We start from the raw sequence: 15,442 nt of genomic DNA on the forward strand, positions 1-15,442 counted from the left end.
CTCAGCAAAATCCAAAACCGCGCTTAAATCCTGAGCAACAGACATAAAAAATCCGGAATCCTTATCAGATTCCGGATTTTCCTGCTGCCTGAGGATTAGTCAACAATCCTTAAGTGAACAGCATTGCCGTCAGACGGGCCTTTTTGCTGAGCGGGCTAAAGCCTTACGGCAGCATGCCTGCATGGGACAGGCCCAAGCGCTCATCCAGGCCAAACAGGATGTTCAGGTTCTGCACCGCCTGCCCCGACGCACCTTTGACCAGGTTGTCGATCACCGACAACACCACCACCAGGTCACCGTCCTGCGGACGATGCACCGCTATACGACAAACGTTGGCACCGCGCACGCTGCGGGTTTCCGGATGACTGCCGGCCGGCATGACATCGACGAACGGTTCGCTGGCATAGCGCTTTTCAAACAGTGCCTGCAGATCCACCGAGCGATCCACGACCGTCGCGTAAAGAGTCGAGTGGATGCCTCGAATCATAGGCGTCAGGTGCGGAACGAAAGTCAGACCGACGTCCTTGCCTGCGGCACGACGCAGACCCTGGCGGATTTCCGGCAAGTGACGGTGCCCTTTGACGGCGTAAGCCTTCATGCTTTCCGACGTCTCGGAGTACAGCGAACCTACAGAAGCACCACGACCGGCACCACTGACACCGGATTTGCAGTCAGCAATCAAGCGAGTGGTATCGGCCAGACCTGCTTCTAGCAATGGCAGGAATCCCAATTGCGTAGCGGTCGGGTAGCAACCCGGCACGGCGATCAAACGAGCCTGCTTGATCTGCTCTCGATTGACTTCCGGCAAGCCATAGACAGCCTCTTCCAGCAGTTCCGGCGCGCCGTGTGGCTGACCGTACCACTTGGCCCACTCATCGGCGTCTTGCAGACGGAAGTCCGCCGACAGGTCGATGACTTTGGTCCCGGCCGCCAACAGTTCGCCAGCCAGCGCATGGGCAACACCGTGGGGCGTGGCGAAGAACACCACGTCGCAAGCACCCAACGTCTTGATGTCCGGAACGCTGAACGCCAGACCGTCGTAATGACCGCGCAGGTTCGGATACATATCAGCCACGGCCAGACCGGCCTCGGATCGGGAAGTGATGACTGCCACTTCTGCTTGCGGATGCTGTGCCAACAGACGCAGCAGTTCGACACCGGTGTAACCCGTGCCGCCGACGATACCGACCTTGACCATAAACCTGCCCTCAACGAACCCACTGGAAAGCCGTCGATAATAGGGCCCGTATCGTCCTGCGACAACCGGCAAGGTGACGTGCGGACGCTCAAGCCCCTACTATTCGGGCTACCGTGAACCTGGGAATAACTAAAAATGCTTTATCTGTGGCTCAAAGCGCTTCACATCATCAGCATGGTCTGCTGGTTTGCCGGCCTGTTCTATCTGCCGCGCCTGTTCGTTTATCACGCCCAAAGCGAAGACACCGTCAGCAAGGAACGCTTCAGCATCATGGAGCGCAAGCTGTACCGCGGCATCATGGGGCCGGCGATGATCGCCACCTTGATTTTCGGCATCGCACTGATCGGCCTGAACCCAAGCATATTCAGTCAGGGTGCGTGGATTCACGCCAAGTTGACCCTGGTGGTGATCCTGATCGGCTACCACCACATGTGCGGCGCTCAGGTGAAACGTTTTGCCCGTGGCGAGAACACCCGCAGTCATGTCTTTTATCGCTGGTTCAATGAAGTGCCGGTTCTGATATTGCTGGCCATTGTAATTCTGGTCGTCGTTCGGCCGTTCTAACTCCAATTAAGCACAACTCACCGGGGTACTTCCAATGTCGCTGCCCGCTCTGCTCGAACAACGCTTGCGTCTGCCAGTGGTGGCAGCGCCAATGTTCCTGATCTCCAACCCACAACTGGTGCTCGCCTGCTGCCGTAATGGCGTGGTGGGCAGCTTTCCTGCGCTGAACCAGCGCGAGAGCAGCGGCTTCAAGGCCTGGCTGGAAGAGATCGAAGCAGGGTTGGCGACACTGGAGAACCCTGCGCCTTATGCGGTGAACCTGATCGTCCACAACAGCAACCCGCGACTGCAAGCGGACCTGGCGATCTGCATCGAGCACAAAGTGCCGATTGTGATCACCAGCCTCGGAGCTGTGAAAGAACTGGTCGATGCAGTGCACAGCTATGGCGGTCTGGTGTTCCATGACGTGACGACTCGTCGCCACGCAGAGAAAGCCGCCGAGGCCGGGGTCGACGGTTTGATCGCCGTGGCAGCGGGCGCCGGTGGACACGCCGGAACCTGGAGCCCGTTCTCGCTGATTGCCGAGATCCGCCAATTCTTCGACAAGACCCTGCTGCTGGCCGGTTGCCTGAACCACGGCCACGAGATTCTCGCGGCACAACTGCTCGGTGCGGATCTGGCCTACTTCGGCACGCGATTTATCGGCACCACCGAAAGTCATGCGTCTGACGCGTATAAAGCGATGCTGCTGACTTCCAGAGCCGCGGACATCGTCCATACTCCAGCAGTCTCGGGAGTACCGGCGAGCTTTATGCGTCAGAGTCTTGAGGCTGCAGGTTTCGACATGGCCGCGCTGCAAGGCAAGGGTGAAGTGGACTTCGGCTCCAAACTCAAGCCTATAAGCGATGAAGCCAAAGCCTGGAAAACCGTCTGGTCCGCGGGCCAGGGTGTCGGCGAGATCGATGACCTGCCGAGTGTCGATCAATTGGTCGCTCGCCTTGATGCCGAGTACCGCAAAGCGCTGGAGCTGGCGGCAGCGCTGCCCAAGCGCTGGCCACGCTGACAGGAAAACTGGGCCAGTCCATTCCGGCTGGCTTTACACTCAACCCGCAATACTCCCTAAAACATTCGCGACAAGGATGCCTCGCAATGAGCGAAAACCGTTTCAAGATCGTGTTCGACGGCGCTCTGCTGCCAGGTGTTGACGTCACCACCGCCAAGCTCAATCTCGCCGAGTTGTTCAAAAGCGATGTGGCTGCCATCGAGCGGCTGTTCAGTGGCAAGCCGGTTGCGCTCAAACGCGACCTGTCGCAGGTCGATGCGCAGACTTATCTCCAGGCGCTGACCAAAACCGGTATCGATGCCCGGATCGAATCGGAACCCTCGATCGAGCTGAACCTGTCCGACGTTCATGAACACGCCCCTGCCGTCGCGGCAGATCCCGAATCCCCTTATGCACCACCCCGGGCTACCGTCGGCGAAGCCTTGCCTGAATTCGCCGCACTCAAGGCGTTCAGCTTCGAGGGTCGGATCGGTCGCTTGCGTTATCTGGCCTGGACGATGTCGCTGACGCTGGTGACCCTTAGCGCTGGCTCTTTGCTTGCTGTTTTCGCCTTGGCCCTCATCAACACGGACTCGACCACCGCCTTCATTCTCGGAGGCGTGCTGGCCTTGATTGGCTTCGTGGCGCTCGGGTTCGTCAGTATCCAGTTCAGTGTCCAGCGCCTGCATGATATTGGTTGGTCTGGTTGGCTCTGGCTGCTGACGCTCGTGCCGTTCGTGGGCGGCATCTTTCCATTCGTGATGGTGATTGTGCCGGGTAATAACACCGCCAATCGATACGGCGCGCCACCACCGCCCAACAGCTCCGCGGTCAAGATCCTGTCTTCGCTGTGGCTGGTATTTATCGCGATCCTGTTCATCGGCGGACTGACCGGTGGCCTTACTACCCTCCATAGCGAATACGAAAGCGCCACCCAGAGCAGCTATGAAAGTGACTCCGTGACCACCGAAGAGATCGAAGATCAAACCGCCGTGGAAGCAGAGCCAGCGCCAAATTCAGCCGACGATGCAGCCGAAAACGCCCAGCCCCCTGTAGACTCTGCGAAAGAATGAACAGCGCTCCCCGCCCGTGACACCTGCGTCGCCGGCGCGGAGCTGTTGCGATGGAGAAATGCATGACCCGTTACGCTCTGATCACTGGCGCTTCCAGCGGCATCGGCCTGGCGATGGCCGAAGCGCTGGCCCGGCGCGGCCGCAGCCTGATTCTGGTGGCCCGTCAGCGTGATCAGCTGGAAAGTATTGCGATTGAACTGACTCAACGTTTTGGCGTGGAAGTGTTGTTCCGAGCCTGTGACCTCGGCGAGCCGCTACGGCTGTCCGGTTTTCTGCTGGAGCTGGAGGAAGGTGACCGACAGATCGATTTGCTGGTCAACTGCGCCGGCATCGGCACTTGCGGCCCTTTCCTGGCTCAGGACTGGATGACCGAGCAGGACCTGATCGAAGTGAACATCCTCGCACTCACTCGCCTGTGTCACGCGATCGGCAACAGTATGGCGCTGCAGGGCGGCGGACAAATTTTGAATGTCGCCTCGGTGGCGGCGTTCCATCCCGGCCCGTGGATGAGTACTTATTACGCCAGCAAGGCTTATGTGCTGCATTTTTCCGAAGGGTTGCGCGTCGAACTGAAAAAATGCGCGGTCAAGGTCTCGGTGCTCTGCCCTGGCCCTACTCGCACGGCGTTTTTCCGCACCGCGCAATTGGACGCTGGAAAACTGATCGACAGCAAAATGCTGATGAGCCCCGAGGAAGTCGCGCTCTACACCGTGCGGGCTCTGGAGAAAAATCGCGCCATCATTATTCCGGGTCGACGCAACCGCTGGCGCGCATTCCTGCCGCGACTCGGCTCCCGCTGGCTGACCCGGACAATCGCCGGCATGGTCAACAAGGCTTACTGCCCGCGCTGATCGCACCCACAAGGTAAAAGGCTGGGCTCGGGCATAACCCATGGTTACACTCAGGCCAGCCCAAACAACGGAGAAAACAGCTGTGGATACTCTGTTCACCAAGATCATCAACCGGGAAATCCCGGCAAAGATCATTTACGAGGACGACCAGGTACTGGCCTTCCACGACATCGCCCCACAGGCACCGGTGCATTTTCTGGTGATCCCGAAAAAAGCGGTGCGCACGCTTAACGACCTGACCGAGGACGACAAGGCATTGGCTGGGCATATTCTGTTCACCGCCCAGCGTCTGGCCCTGGAACTGGGTTGCGAAGAGGGCTTCCGCGTGGTCATGAATTGCAATCCACTGGGTGGGCAGACCGTCTATCACATTCATATGCATGTATTGGGTCAACGCCAGATGCATTGGCCGCCGGGCTGATCGAGTAAACCCTGTGGGGGTAGGCGACCCCGCCCCCACAAGCACCTGCGTCGCAATGACCCAGCGCAAACTTTCCCCCGGCCGATTGGGTTAAACTGGCCGCCGAGATTCTTCCCGGAGGTCAGCATGACTACCCAACGTCACTACTCGCCGATTGACCGCCTTCTGCTGCAAGCCGATGCCGCGATGCGTACCTTGTTGCCCTTCAGTGGTCAGCCGTACCGTCCTTCACCCGCTATCGTGCAGCCGGATGCGCAAATGAGCGACGAAGACACCCGGCACGTCGCCGGTCTGATGCGCATCAACCATACCGGCGAAGTCTGTGCCCAGGCGCTGTATCAGGGTCAGGCCCTGACCGCCAAGCTGCCGCAAGTTCGCGCCGCCATGGAACATGCCGCCGAAGAAGAAATCGACCACCTGGTCTGGTGTGAACAACGCATAAAACAGTTGGGCAGCCACACCAGTATTCTCAATCCGCTGTTCTACGGCATGTCGTTCGGGATTGGCGCGGTGGCCGGGTTGATCAGCGATAAAGTCAGCCTGGGTTTCGTTGCCGCGACCGAGCATCAGGTCTGCAAACACTTGAACGAACACCTTGAGCAACTGCCAGCCGAGGACGAAAAGTCTCGGGCGATCCTCGAGCAGATGCGTATTGATGAAGAACACCACGCCGAAAGCGCGCTGGAGGCTGGGGGTTTCCGCTTCCCGGCACCGGTGAAGTTCGGCATGAGCCTGATGGCCAAGGTCATGACCAAGAGTACTTACCGGATCTGATCCCCTCCCCAAAAAAATCCCGGGCACAAAAAAGGGCGCATTTCAGCGCCCTTTCTTTTTGCAGAAAATCAGCTCGACATATTGCGCGCATAGAAGATTTCCAGCATTTCGTGTTTCACACGCTCGGTCACCTGGGCACGCTGCTCAGGGGACAGGCTGCTGGTGGCGTCGCCGAACAGGTAGTTGTCGAGTTCGAAGTTCTTCAGCAGCATTTTGGTGTGGAACAGGTTTTCCTGGTACACGTTCACGTCGGTCATCTGGTACGCGTCGCGGGTGTCTTCGGAAAGGTAGTTCTGAATCGAGTTGATCTCGTGGTCGATGAAGTGCTTTTTGCCTTCCACGTCACGGGTGAAGCCGCGCACACGATAATCCACGGTCACGATGTCCGAATCGAACTGGTGAATCAGGAAGTTGAGCGCCTTAAGCGGTGAAATGACGCCACAGGTCGACACATCAATGTCCACACGGAATGTCGCGATGCCATCGTCCGGATGGATTTCCGGGTAGGTGTGCACCGTGATGTGGCTCTTGTCGAGGTGGGCCAGGATAATTTCAGGCAGCGGGCCCGGGGACTCTTCGATCTGGCTGTCGGTAGGAGTCACCGGCTCTTCAGAGATCAGAATCGTGACACTGGCGCCCTGGGGTTCATAGTCCTGACTGGCAATGTTCAGGATGTTGGCACCAATGATATCGACAACTTCTGTGAGGATCTGCGTCAGGCGCTTCGCGTTGTACTCTTTATTGATGTACTCGACGTAAGCCTGTTGGTCTTGCGGGGTTTCCGCGTAGCAGATGTCATAGATGTTGAAGCTCAAGGTCTTTGTCAGGTTATTGAACCCGTGGAGCTTGAGTTTGCTTTTCACCGTTAAAACTCTCTTGTATTGCGGCCCGGCCGCGTAATCAAGCATGCCTGCGCCACTTTTTCAGGGTAGTGGCCCGTCAACCGACAGGCCGCACACCCGAACAGGCGCCCGCTTTAGATCACCAGAGTCTGCACCGCTTTTATGATAGTTGAATGTCGATTCAACCGAGCTCGATGATCTCGTAGTCATGGATAATTGCCACGCCAGCCGCACCAAGCATGATCGACGCCGAGCAATACTTCTCGGCAGACAGCTCGATGGCGCGTTTGACCTGGGCTTCTTTCAAGCCTCGGCCCTTGACCACGAAGTGCATATGGATCTTGGTGAAAACCTTCGGATCTTCGGTGGCACGCTCGGCTTCGAGGAAGGCTTCGCAGCTTTCAACGGCCTGACGGGACTTCTTGAGGATGCTGACCACGTCGAAATTGCTGCAACCGCCAACACCCAGCAGGAGCATTTCCATCGGCCGGACACCCAGATTGCGACCGCCGGCTTCGGGCGGACCGTCCATGACCACGACATGACCGCTGCCGGATTCGCCGAGGAACATGGCTTCGCCAGCCCATTGGATGCGTGCCTTCATCGTCAAGACTCCACTGTATAAAAAAGGGTCGCCAGCTTAGCACAGGGGCCTTGATTGACGGCGTCTCGCCTTCCTACGACGCAAGCCGCTGCGCTGTAGGTAAATTCTCGAATATTGCAGGAAGTGTCTGTTAAGCTGCCGCCAATTCACTGGCGCATAGCCAGCTTTGTAGCAACCTCAGCGACTCATAAGAAAACCAAACACACCGTGAAGTCTTTTCGGGATACAACCATGGTTGCTATTACCCCAACACCCAAAATCAAGAACCTCGACAAGCTGTTGATGCACTGCCAGCGCCGTCGTTATGCGGCCAAAAGCAACATCATTTGTGCCGGCGACCGCTCGGACACGCTGTTCTTCATAATCAAGGGTTCGGTCACCATCCTGATCGAAGATGACGATGGCCGCGAAATGATCATCGCCTACCTGAACTCCGGAGACTTTTTCGGCGAGTTGGGCCTGTTCGAACAGGCCGGCCTGGAACAGGAACGCAGCGCCTGGGTGCGCGCCAAGATCGAATGCGAAGTCGCGGAAATCAGCTACGCGAAATTTCGCGAGTTGTCCCAACAGGATCCAGACATTCTTTACGTGCTCAGCGGACAAATCGCACAGCGCCTACGCAACACCACCCGCAAAGTGGGTGACCTTGCATTCTTCGACGTTACCGGCCGCGTCGCACGCTGCCTCTTGGAGCTGTGCAAGCAGCCAGATGCAATGACCCATCCCGATGGCATGCAGATCAAGGTGACCCGCCAGGAGATCGGGCGGATTGTCGGTTGTTCACGTGAGATGGTCGGTCGCGTACTCAAGGACCTGGAAGAACGCAACCTGGTGGACGTCAAAGGCAAGACCATGGTGGTCTTCGGTACGCGCTAAACCCTGAACATGTCTGCCAGCAACTCGCGGTAAAACGTGTCGAGTCGCGCCAACGCATCAGGGGCTGCATATTTTTCATGAAGAGCAATGTGGCTCTCGGCGCGAACTCGCTGCTCCAGGCCACAGGCTTCATTGAAACGGTTAACCGCTGCAACCATCGACTCACGCTCGTTATCGAGCAACAAAGCACCGTGCACCAACCCTACCGGACGCGTGCCGCCCTTGCTCTGGCGCCAACGTTGAGCCGTGCCGACCATCTTGCGACCATCAAGGTTGACGTTGAAACGGCCATCACAGAACGCACCCTCTATTTCGCCCAAAGACGAAACGCCACCCAGTTCATCGAGTAGCTGACAAATTGGATCGCAAAGCCGGCGATAACCGGTTTCGATCCGATTCTGGTCACCCTCGCTACGGGGTGGCGCGTAGACCAACGCGATGTTGATCGTCGACGCCGATTGCGGCACCGGCTCACCGCCAGTTTCACGCAACAACACCGGCCAACCTGCCGCAGCCGACACTTCGCACGCAGCCTCGAACCCAGGCAGACGATTCAACCGTCGCGGCATGACCAGCGCCCGGTCACTGGGCTGCCAGAACAACAGACCAAACTCCGAATCGCCGGTGCACACACGGACCAACAGATCCTGTTCGGCGAGCAGGCCGGCTTCGACGGGCAGAGCGATAGGTGAGGTCATCAGGTAATCCATAGGACGTTCAATCTGCTGTGCATCTCATACCGTCTTCGCGAGCAAGCCCGCTCCCACATTGGATCGGCGTTGTCTGAATGGACGCGGACTAATGTGGGAGCGGGCTTGCTCGCGAAGGGAGCGCCGCGGTTTGTCTATTTGTACTCAGTCGAGTGTAGAACCGCTCAACGCGATACCACGCTCAGGAAAGAACAGACGCTGCAGTTCAGTGCCCGGGCTTTCGGCGCGCATAAACGCTTCGCCAACCAGGAACGCGTACACATCGCTGATTTCCATCAGCTCGACATCGGCCCGGTTGAGAATGCCACTTTCGGTGATCACCAAGCGATCACGCGGGATACGCGGCAACAGATCGAGCGTGGTTTCCAGATTGACTTCGAAGGTGTGCAGGTTGCGGTTGTTTACGCCGACCAACGGAGTGTCGAGGGTTTTCAAGGCTCGCTCCAGCTCGTCGCCATCGTGAACTTCCACCAGCACATCGAGGCCGACACTTTTGGCCACGGCAGCCAGCTCGGCCATTTTCACGTCATCCAGTGCGGAGACGATCAATAGCACGCAGTCGGCGCCCAACGTTCGGGCTTCGACGATCTGGTACGGATCGATCATGAAATCCTTGCGGATCACCGGCAGTTTGCACGCCGCCCGCGCCTGTTGCAGGTACACATCGGCGCCCTGGAAGTAATCGATATCGGTGAGCACTGACAGACAGGTCGCGCCGCCCTTCTCGTAACTCTTGGCGATGTCGGCGGGAACGAAGTTCTCGCGGATAACGCCTTTGCTCGGTGAAGCCTTCTTGATTTCTGCAATGACCGCTGGCTGCTTGAGCTTGGCCTGAGCCAACAATGCCTTGGCAAAACCACGGGGTGCATCGGCCGCCTTGGCCAGACTTTCCAGCTCCGCCAGGCTTACGCGAGCGCTACGCTCAGCGACTTCCTGGACTTTACGGGCCAGAATGTTTTCCAGAACCGTCGGTACACTCATCCCTCATTCTCCACTTTGAATACCGCGGTAAATGCACCCAACTCCTCCAGTTTTTCCCGAGCGAGGCCTGTGTGCAGCGCATCGTGCGCCAGGGCAACGCCTTCTTTCAAACTGCTGGCATGGTCGGCGGCGTACAGCGCGGCACCGGCATTGAGCATAATCATTTCCGCGGCTTTCTGACCGTTCTCGGTCTTGCGCTTGCCCAGGGCATCGCGAATCAGCTCCAGGGAAGCCGCCGGGCTATCCACTGCCAGACCGTGCAGGCTCTGGCTCTTCATGCCCAGGTCTTCTGGCTCGACCCAATACTCGGTGATCTGGTCATCCTTCAATTCCGCCACAAAGGTGGGCGCCGCCAGACTGAACTCGTCCAGGCCATCCTTCGAGTGAACCACCAGCACGTGCTTGCTGCCCATACGCTGCAAGACTTCGGCCAGCGGCCGGCACAACGCCTGATTGAACACGCCCACCACCTGATGCTTCACGCCGGCCGGATTCGTAAGCGGGCCGAGCATGTTGAACAGCGTGCGCAAGCCCAGCTCCCGGCGCGGGCCGGCGGCGTGCTTCATGGCACTGTGGTGAGTCTGGGCGAACATGAAACCGATGCCGACGTTGTCGATGCAGCGTGCGACTTGAACCGGCGTCAGGTTCAGATAGATGCCCGCCGCCTCCAGCAAATCGGCGCTGCCGCTTTTGCCCGAGACCGCACGGTTGCCGTGCTTGGCCACCGTGCAACCGGCCGCCGCCACCACGAACGAGGAAGCGGTCGAGACGTTAAAAATGTTCGCGCCATCGCCACCGGTGCCGACCACATCGACGACGCCGTCGAGAGTCTTGAGCTCGACCTTGTCCGCCAGCTCGCGCATGACCGACACGGCGCCGACGATCTCGTCGATGCTTTCACTCTTCATGCGCATGGCCATCATGAACGCGCCGATCTGCGCATCCGAGCATTGACCGGTCATGATTTCGCGCATGACATCGCGCATCTCATCGGTGCTGAGGTCGAGCTGTTCGACGATACGGCTCAGGGCTGTCTTGATATTCATGAAAAGTCCTTAGCGCGTGCCGCCAGTTTGTTTGAGGAAATTAGCGAACAGCTCGTGGCCCTGCTCGGTGAGTATTGACTCAGGGTGAAACTGGACGCCCTCGATGTTCAGTGTCTTGTGGCGCAGGCCCATGATCTCGTCGACCGAACCGTCTTCGAACTGGGTCCAGGCGGTCAGCTCCAAGCAGTCCGGCAGGGTTTCGCGCTTGACGATCAGCGAGTGATAACGGGTGACCGTCAGCGGGTGATTCAGACCTTCGAATACACCTTTGTCCTCGTGGAACACCGGGCTGGTCTTGCCGTGCATGACCTGACGGGCGCGCACCACATCGCCGCCAAAGGCCTGGCCGATGGACTGGTGGCCCAGGCACACGCCCAGAATCGGCAGTTTTCCGGCGAAATGCTTGATCGCTTCAATTGAAATGCCGGCTTCGGTCGGGGTGCAAGGGCCGGGTGAAACGACGATCCGCTCAGGGTTGAGGGCTTCGATTTCGGCAATGGTGAGCTCATCGTTACGCACGACTTTGACCTGGGAGCCGAGCTCACCGAGGTATTGCACAACGTTGTAAGTAAAAGAGTCGTAGTTATCGATCATCAGCAACATGGCGTTATGAACCTCTTGAATTTACTGACTTTGAATACAGCCTTCGAATGATTTACCCGCAGCGTCCTGCACTTTGTCAGGCGCTGGAGTCGCGCTGCAAAGCGGTTTGTCTTGCGGGTAAAGAAGGCAAAGCGGTAAAGATCCGGCCGGGCCGGCAGAAGGATTCAGGCGCGCCAACGCCAACGGGCGTGTGCCTTGATGACTTGATCCAGAAGTTTGCTGACGATCAACACGGGGAAGGTCTCATTTATACGTCTTGGCACAGTAACTTAGCTGGGCAGAGCGTGCAATATGGGGCGATGGAAGCTCTTGAAACAATTGACGGGTTCGCGCCGAACGGCAACAGGCTCTATAGTTTTTGGCACTGTCGTTTTGCTCACTACAACAATAACAAACGGACTTGCTCATGATCAGACAGACGTTGGCTGTACCGCTTGCCGGCTGCTTGCTCGCTATGGCCTGCACCCAGGCGATCGCGGCGCCCAACCCTTATTCGAATTTCATCGTCTTCGGCGATAGCCTCAACGATGCCGGGCAGTTTACCGACACGGGCGGCCCTCCCGGCTCGACCCTGCGCTTCACCAACCGGACCGGACCGGTTTACCAGGACGGCAGCGGCGAAGCCTACTCCGCCAACTCGACCCAACTGCTGGGTGGAAGGCTCGGGTTTTCACCGGACCAGACGGCCGCTTCAACCTCGGCGGCGCGTGCGAACCAGGGCCTGCCGGACGGTAGTAACTGGGCCGTTGGCGGATATCGCACCGACCAGATCCTCACCTCGATCACCAGCGTATCCGCCACGGGTGAACGCACACGCTCGGGCTATCTGCCGACAAACAACTTCAGCGCCGATCCGAATGCGCTGTATTACATTTCCGGGGGTGGTAACGATTTTCTTCAGGGACGTGTACAAAGTGGCGCTCAGGCGAATGCCGCTGCGGATCGACTGGCCAACAGCGTCCAGGTTCTGCAAACCGCCGGCGCCCGGTACATTATGGTCTGGCTGTTGCCCGACCTGGGCTTGACGCCCGCCATCAATGGCACGCCCCAACAGACACCCACCTCACTACTGAGCTCTGCCTTCAACCGGCAACTGGTCACCCGACTGGCGGGGATCGATGCCGAAATCATCCCGTTGAACATTCCGCTGCTGTTGCAGGAAACCTTCGCCGATCCGGCTCGATTCGGTTTTGCTACAGGCCAGAACCTGACGGCGACTTGCTTCAGCGGTAACAGCTGCACCGAAAACCCTACGTATGGCATCAACAGTGCCACCCCGGACCCCAGCAAGCTGATTTATAACGATGGGGTTCATCCGACCGAAGCCGGGCAGAAACTGATTTCCGACTACGCCTACTCCCTACTGGCTGCGCCGTGGGAGCTGACATTGTTGCCGGAAATGGCCCACGCTACCTTGCGTGCGCACCAGGATGAACTGCGCAGCCAATGGCAATCGGACTGGGGGAACTGGCAAGCGGTCGGCCAATGGCGCGCGATTGTCGCCGGTGGCGGCCAACATCTGGATGTCGATAGCCAAAGCAGCGGCGCCAGCGCCGACGGCGACGGTTACAACCTGAACATCGGCGGCAGCTATCGGCTCAATGACGCCTGGCGCGTCGGTGTGGCGGCGGGTTTCTATCGTCAGAACCTGGAAGCAGGCAATAACGATTCGGACTACAAACTCAACAGCTACCTGGCCACCGCCTTCGCCCAGTTCCAGCAGAATCGCTGGTGGGCCAATGCCGCGTTGACCGGCGGCAAGCTGGATTACGACAACCTCAAACGCAAATTCGACCTGGGTGCCAGCGAAGGTGCGGAGAAAGGCGATACCGATGGCGATCTCTGGGCCTTCAGCACACGGGTTGGCTACGACATTGCGCAACCGGGCAGCGAGTGGCACCTGTCGCCGTTCATCAGCGCCGATTACGCAAAAGTGGAAGTCGACGGCTACTCAGAAAACAGCACTCGTTCCACAGCGCTGACCTTTGATGATCAGACTCGCGATTCAAAACGTTTGGGCGCCGGTCTGCAGGGTAAGTATCAGATCACCGCGCAGACTCAAGTGTTCGGCGAATACGCGTATGAGCGTGAATACGAGGATGACACTCAGAAAGTAAACATCGCGCTCAACAGCCAGCCGTCCCTGGACTTCAAACTGGACGGCTATACACCGCAAAGCCACCTGAATCGCGTGAGCCTGGGGGTCAGCCACAAGTTGACGGCCGATCTGGCGCTGCGTGGCGGATACACGTTCCGCAAGGATGATGACTTTACCCAGCAAGGGCTTACCGTTGGCGTTGCGCTGGATTTCTGACCCGGCAAACAACAGGCACAAAAAACGCGGCGCCCTCACAGGTGCCGCGTTTTTTATGGTGGTGAGGTCTTTGCGTGAACTCAGCCTGCCGGGGTTTGCTCGGCCAGGGCCACCGCACGGAACATCGCGCGGCGCTTGTTCAGGGTTTCTTCCCATTCCAGCGCCGGTACCGAGTCGGCAACGATGCCGCCACCGGCCTGCACGTGCAGTTCGCCGTTCTTGATCACCGCGGTGCGGATCGCGATCGCGGTGTCCATGTTACCGTTCCAGGCGAAGTAGCCGACCGCACCGCCGTAGACACCACGCTTGACCGGTTCCAGTTCGTCGATGATTTCCATCGCGCGAATCTTCGGTGCGCCAGACAAGGTGCCCGCCGGCAGAATCGCCCGCAGTGCGTCCATCGCCGTCAGGCCGGCCTTCAATTGACCGGTGACGTTGGACACGATGTGCATCACGTTGGAATAACGCTCGATCACCATCTTTTCGGTGAGTTTCACCGAACCGATTTCCGAGACCCGACCGGTGTCGTTACGGCCCAGGTCGATCAGCATCAGGTGCTCGGCGATTTCCTTGTCGTCGGACAGCAGGTCTTTTTCCAGCTCCAAGTCCGCCTCTTCGTTGGCCCCGCGCGGACGGGTGCCGGCGATCGGGCGCACGGTGATCAGGTTGTCTTCGACCCGCACCAGCACTTCCGGCGAACTGCCGACGACGTGGAAGTCGCCGAAGTTGAAGAAGTACATATAAGGCGTCGGGTTGAAGCAACGCAGCGCCCGGTACAGATCGATCGGCGCGGCCTTGAAGTCGATCGACATGCGCTGGGACGGCACGACCTGCATGCAGTCGCCGGCCAGGATGTATTCCTTGATGGTGTCGACGGCTTTTTCGTAATCGCCCTGGGTGAAGCTCGAACGAAATACCGGATCAGCAGACTGTTGTTTGCTGAAATCCAGACCACGGCGCGGGGTAATCGGCTGACGGAGTTTTTCCAGCAGCTCTTCCAGACGTGCCTGACCTTGCTCGAAAGCATCGTCTTGCGAGGGATCGGCCAGGACAATCGCGTGCATCTTGCCGGCGAGGTTGTCGAATACGACTACCGCGTCGGAAACCATCAGCAGAATGTCCGGCACGCCCAACGGATCCGGGTTCGGGCACTTGCCCAATCGCTTCTCCACATAGCGCACGCAGTCGTAACCGAAATAACCCACCAGTCCGCCATTGAAGCGCGGCAGGCCAGGGATGGTCGGCACGTTGTAACGGGCCTTGAACGCTTCGACGAACGCCAGCGGATCTTCAGCTTCGTGGCTTTCGATCTCGATGCCGTCATGGGTCACGCTGATGAGATGGTCATGAACCCGCAGCACGGTACGGCACGGCAGGCCGATGATCGAGTAACGGCCCCACTTCTCCCCGCCCTGCACAGATTCCAGCAGGTAGGAGTTGGGCTCGTCGGCCAGTTTCAGGTAGATCGACAGCGGCGTGTCGAAGTCGGCCAGGGTTTCGCAGGCAAGCGGGATGCGGTTGTAGCCGGCAGCGGCCAAACGCAGGAATTCTTCGCGGATCATGGGGTAGCCTCGTGGCTTGAGGGTCTAACAGTCAGGTATGC

General features: G+C 58.5%; 17 protein-coding genes. 9 read left to right on the forward strand and 8 right to left on the reverse strand.

The features are described from left to right. Nucleotides 1-163: 163 nt before the first annotated feature. Nucleotides 164-1,198, reverse strand: coding sequence for an N-acetyl-gamma-glutamyl-phosphate reductase (argC, locus tag FQ187_RS14000; protein ID WP_149629944.1), 1,035 nt, complete (start codon nt 1,196-1,198; stop codon nt 164-166). 135 nt (nt 1,199-1,333) lie between these two features. Between argC and hemJ the strand changes: the two genes are divergently transcribed. The 6 genes from hemJ to coq7 all read left to right on the forward strand — a co-directional run bounded on the left by hemJ (nt 1,334) and on the right by coq7 (nt 5,863). Next, entirely contained in the window at nt 1,334-1,762 is a 429-nt protein-coding gene (gene hemJ, locus FQ187_RS14005) for a protoporphyrinogen oxidase HemJ (protein ID WP_046052338.1), read from the forward strand. Between the two features lie 34 nt (nt 1,763-1,796). Next, on the forward strand, nt 1,797-2,765 hold the full coding sequence (locus FQ187_RS14010) for a nitronate monooxygenase family protein (RefSeq protein WP_149629945.1): 969 nt from the start codon (nt 1,797-1,799) through the stop codon (nt 2,763-2,765). An 86-nt stretch (nt 2,766-2,851) separates the two neighbouring features. Further along, complete coding sequence (locus tag FQ187_RS14015; RefSeq protein WP_149629946.1) at nt 2,852-3,817, forward strand: DUF805 domain-containing protein; 966 nt, start codon at nt 2,852-2,854, stop codon at nt 3,815-3,817. A gap of 62 nt (nt 3,818-3,879) precedes the next feature. After that, the gene (locus FQ187_RS14020) at nt 3,880-4,668 is read left to right on the forward strand and encodes an SDR family oxidoreductase (protein WP_046045397.1); all 789 of its coding nucleotides are present in this window, start codon (nt 3,880-3,882) and stop codon (nt 4,666-4,668) included. Nucleotides 4,669-4,750: 82 nt separating this feature from the next. Next, entirely contained in the window at nt 4,751-5,089 is a 339-nt protein-coding gene (locus FQ187_RS14025; protein ID WP_008147240.1) for a histidine triad nucleotide-binding protein, read from the forward strand. 126 nt (nt 5,090-5,215) lie between these two features. After that, entirely contained in the window at nt 5,216-5,863 is a 648-nt protein-coding gene (gene coq7 / locus FQ187_RS14030; RefSeq protein WP_008147238.1) for a 2-polyprenyl-3-methyl-6-methoxy-1,4-benzoquinone monooxygenase, read from the forward strand. 68 nt (nt 5,864-5,931) lie between these two features. Here the strand turns inward: coq7 and speD are convergent, their stop codons facing one another. Both speD and FQ187_RS14040 read right to left on the reverse strand, forming a co-directional pair. Next, the gene (speD, locus tag FQ187_RS14035) at nt 5,932-6,726 is read right to left on the reverse strand and encodes an adenosylmethionine decarboxylase (protein ID WP_149630020.1); all 795 of its coding nucleotides are present in this window, start codon (nt 6,724-6,726) and stop codon (nt 5,932-5,934) included. A 160-nt stretch (nt 6,727-6,886) separates the two neighbouring features. Next, nucleotides 6,887-7,309 (reverse strand): OsmC family protein, encoded by a 423-nt coding sequence (locus FQ187_RS14040; RefSeq protein WP_149629947.1) that lies wholly within the window; start codon nt 7,307-7,309, stop codon nt 6,887-6,889. A 231-nt stretch (nt 7,310-7,540) separates the two neighbouring features. Between FQ187_RS14040 and crp the strand changes: the two genes are divergently transcribed. Further along, nucleotides 7,541-8,185, forward strand: coding sequence for a cAMP-activated global transcriptional regulator CRP (gene crp, locus FQ187_RS14045; RefSeq protein ID WP_008147233.1), 645 nt, complete (start codon nt 7,541-7,543; stop codon nt 8,183-8,185). On the opposite strand, the gene FQ187_RS14050 is transcribed toward crp, so the two are convergent. The 4 genes from FQ187_RS14050 to FQ187_RS14065 form a co-directional block, all read right to left on the reverse strand. Further along, a complete protein-coding gene (locus tag FQ187_RS14050) occupies nt 8,182-8,883 on the reverse strand; it encodes a lipoate--protein ligase family protein (RefSeq protein WP_149629948.1) in 702 nt (233 codons plus the stop codon). The genes crp and FQ187_RS14050 overlap by 4 nt on opposite strands. Nucleotides 8,884-9,039: 156 nt before the next feature. Beyond that, complete coding sequence (gene trpC / locus FQ187_RS14055; RefSeq protein WP_149629949.1) at nt 9,040-9,876, reverse strand: indole-3-glycerol phosphate synthase TrpC; 837 nt, start codon at nt 9,874-9,876, stop codon at nt 9,040-9,042. Further along, nucleotides 9,873-10,922: an anthranilate phosphoribosyltransferase gene (trpD, locus tag FQ187_RS14060; protein WP_149629950.1), complete on the reverse strand. Its 1,050-nt coding sequence runs from the start codon at nt 10,920-10,922 to the stop codon at nt 9,873-9,875. Before trpD ends, trpC begins: the two co-directional genes overlap by 4 nt. Nucleotides 10,923-10,931: 9 nt before the next feature. Beyond that, nucleotides 10,932-11,525 carry an aminodeoxychorismate/anthranilate synthase component II gene (locus tag FQ187_RS14065; protein WP_149629951.1) on the reverse strand — a complete coding sequence of 198 codons (594 nt, stop codon included), beginning with the start codon at nt 11,523-11,525 and terminating at the stop codon, nt 10,932-10,934. A gap of 47 nt (nt 11,526-11,572) precedes the next feature. Between FQ187_RS14065 and FQ187_RS29970 the strand changes: the two genes are divergently transcribed. Both FQ187_RS29970 and estP read left to right on the forward strand, forming a co-directional pair. Next, the gene (locus FQ187_RS29970) at nt 11,573-11,935 is read left to right on the forward strand and encodes a hypothetical protein (protein WP_178122721.1); all 363 of its coding nucleotides are present in this window, start codon (nt 11,573-11,575) and stop codon (nt 11,933-11,935) included. After that, entirely contained in the window at nt 11,932-13,839 is a 1,908-nt protein-coding gene (gene estP / locus FQ187_RS14070) for an esterase EstP (RefSeq protein ID WP_149629952.1), read from the forward strand. The genes FQ187_RS29970 and estP overlap by 4 nt, the downstream gene beginning before the upstream one ends. Before the next feature lie 80 nt (nt 13,840-13,919). Here the strand turns inward: estP and trpE are convergent, their stop codons facing one another. Further along, nucleotides 13,920-15,401 carry an anthranilate synthase component I gene (trpE, locus tag FQ187_RS14075; protein ID WP_149629953.1) on the reverse strand — a complete coding sequence of 494 codons (1,482 nt, stop codon included), beginning with the start codon at nt 15,399-15,401 and terminating at the stop codon, nt 13,920-13,922. Between the last annotated feature and the right edge of the window lie 41 nt (nt 15,402-15,442).

The organism is Pseudomonas sp. ANT_J28, from assembly GCF_008370005.1.
GTDB lineage: Bacteria > Pseudomonadota > Gammaproteobacteria > Pseudomonadales > Pseudomonadaceae > Aquipseudomonas > Aquipseudomonas frigoris.

What these genes read in the sequence shown, in the direction of transcription:
- argC (WP_149629944.1), bottom strand. Translation starts at nt 1,198, where the DNA reads ATGGTCAAGGTCGGTATCGTCGGCGGCACGGGTTACACCGGTGTCGAA.
- hemJ (WP_046052338.1), top strand. Translation starts at nt 1,334, where the DNA reads ATGCTTTATCTGTGGCTCAAAGCGCTTCACATCATCAGCATGGTCTGC.
- FQ187_RS14010 (WP_149629945.1), top strand. Translation starts at nt 1,797, where the DNA reads ATGTCGCTGCCCGCTCTGCTCGAACAACGCTTGCGTCTGCCAGTGGTG.
- FQ187_RS14015 (WP_149629946.1), top strand. Translation starts at nt 2,852, where the DNA reads ATGAGCGAAAACCGTTTCAAGATCGTGTTCGACGGCGCTCTGCTGCCA.
- FQ187_RS14020 (WP_046045397.1), top strand. Translation starts at nt 3,880, where the DNA reads ATGACCCGTTACGCTCTGATCACTGGCGCTTCCAGCGGCATCGGCCTG.
- coq7 (WP_008147238.1), top strand. Translation starts at nt 5,216, where the DNA reads ATGACTACCCAACGTCACTACTCGCCGATTGACCGCCTTCTGCTGCAA.
- FQ187_RS14040 (WP_149629947.1), bottom strand. Translation starts at nt 7,309, where the DNA reads ATGAAGGCACGCATCCAATGGGCTGGCGAAGCCATGTTCCTCGGCGAA.
- crp (WP_008147233.1), top strand. Translation starts at nt 7,541, where the DNA reads ATGGTTGCTATTACCCCAACACCCAAAATCAAGAACCTCGACAAGCTG.
- FQ187_RS14050 (WP_149629948.1), bottom strand. Translation starts at nt 8,883, where the DNA reads ATGACCTCACCTATCGCTCTGCCCGTCGAAGCCGGCCTGCTCGCCGAA.
- trpC (WP_149629949.1), bottom strand. Translation starts at nt 9,876, where the DNA reads ATGAGTGTACCGACGGTTCTGGAAAACATTCTGGCCCGTAAAGTCCAG.
- trpD (WP_149629950.1), bottom strand. Translation starts at nt 10,922, where the DNA reads ATGAATATCAAGACAGCCCTGAGCCGTATCGTCGAACAGCTCGACCTC.
- FQ187_RS14065 (WP_149629951.1), bottom strand. Translation starts at nt 11,525, where the DNA reads ATGTTGCTGATGATCGATAACTACGACTCTTTTACTTACAACGTTGTG.
- FQ187_RS29970 (WP_178122721.1), top strand. Translation starts at nt 11,573, where the DNA reads ATGATTTACCCGCAGCGTCCTGCACTTTGTCAGGCGCTGGAGTCGCGC.
- estP (WP_149629952.1), top strand. Translation starts at nt 11,932, where the DNA reads ATGATCAGACAGACGTTGGCTGTACCGCTTGCCGGCTGCTTGCTCGCT.
- trpE (WP_149629953.1), bottom strand. Translation starts at nt 15,401, where the DNA reads ATGATCCGCGAAGAATTCCTGCGTTTGGCCGCTGCCGGCTACAACCGC.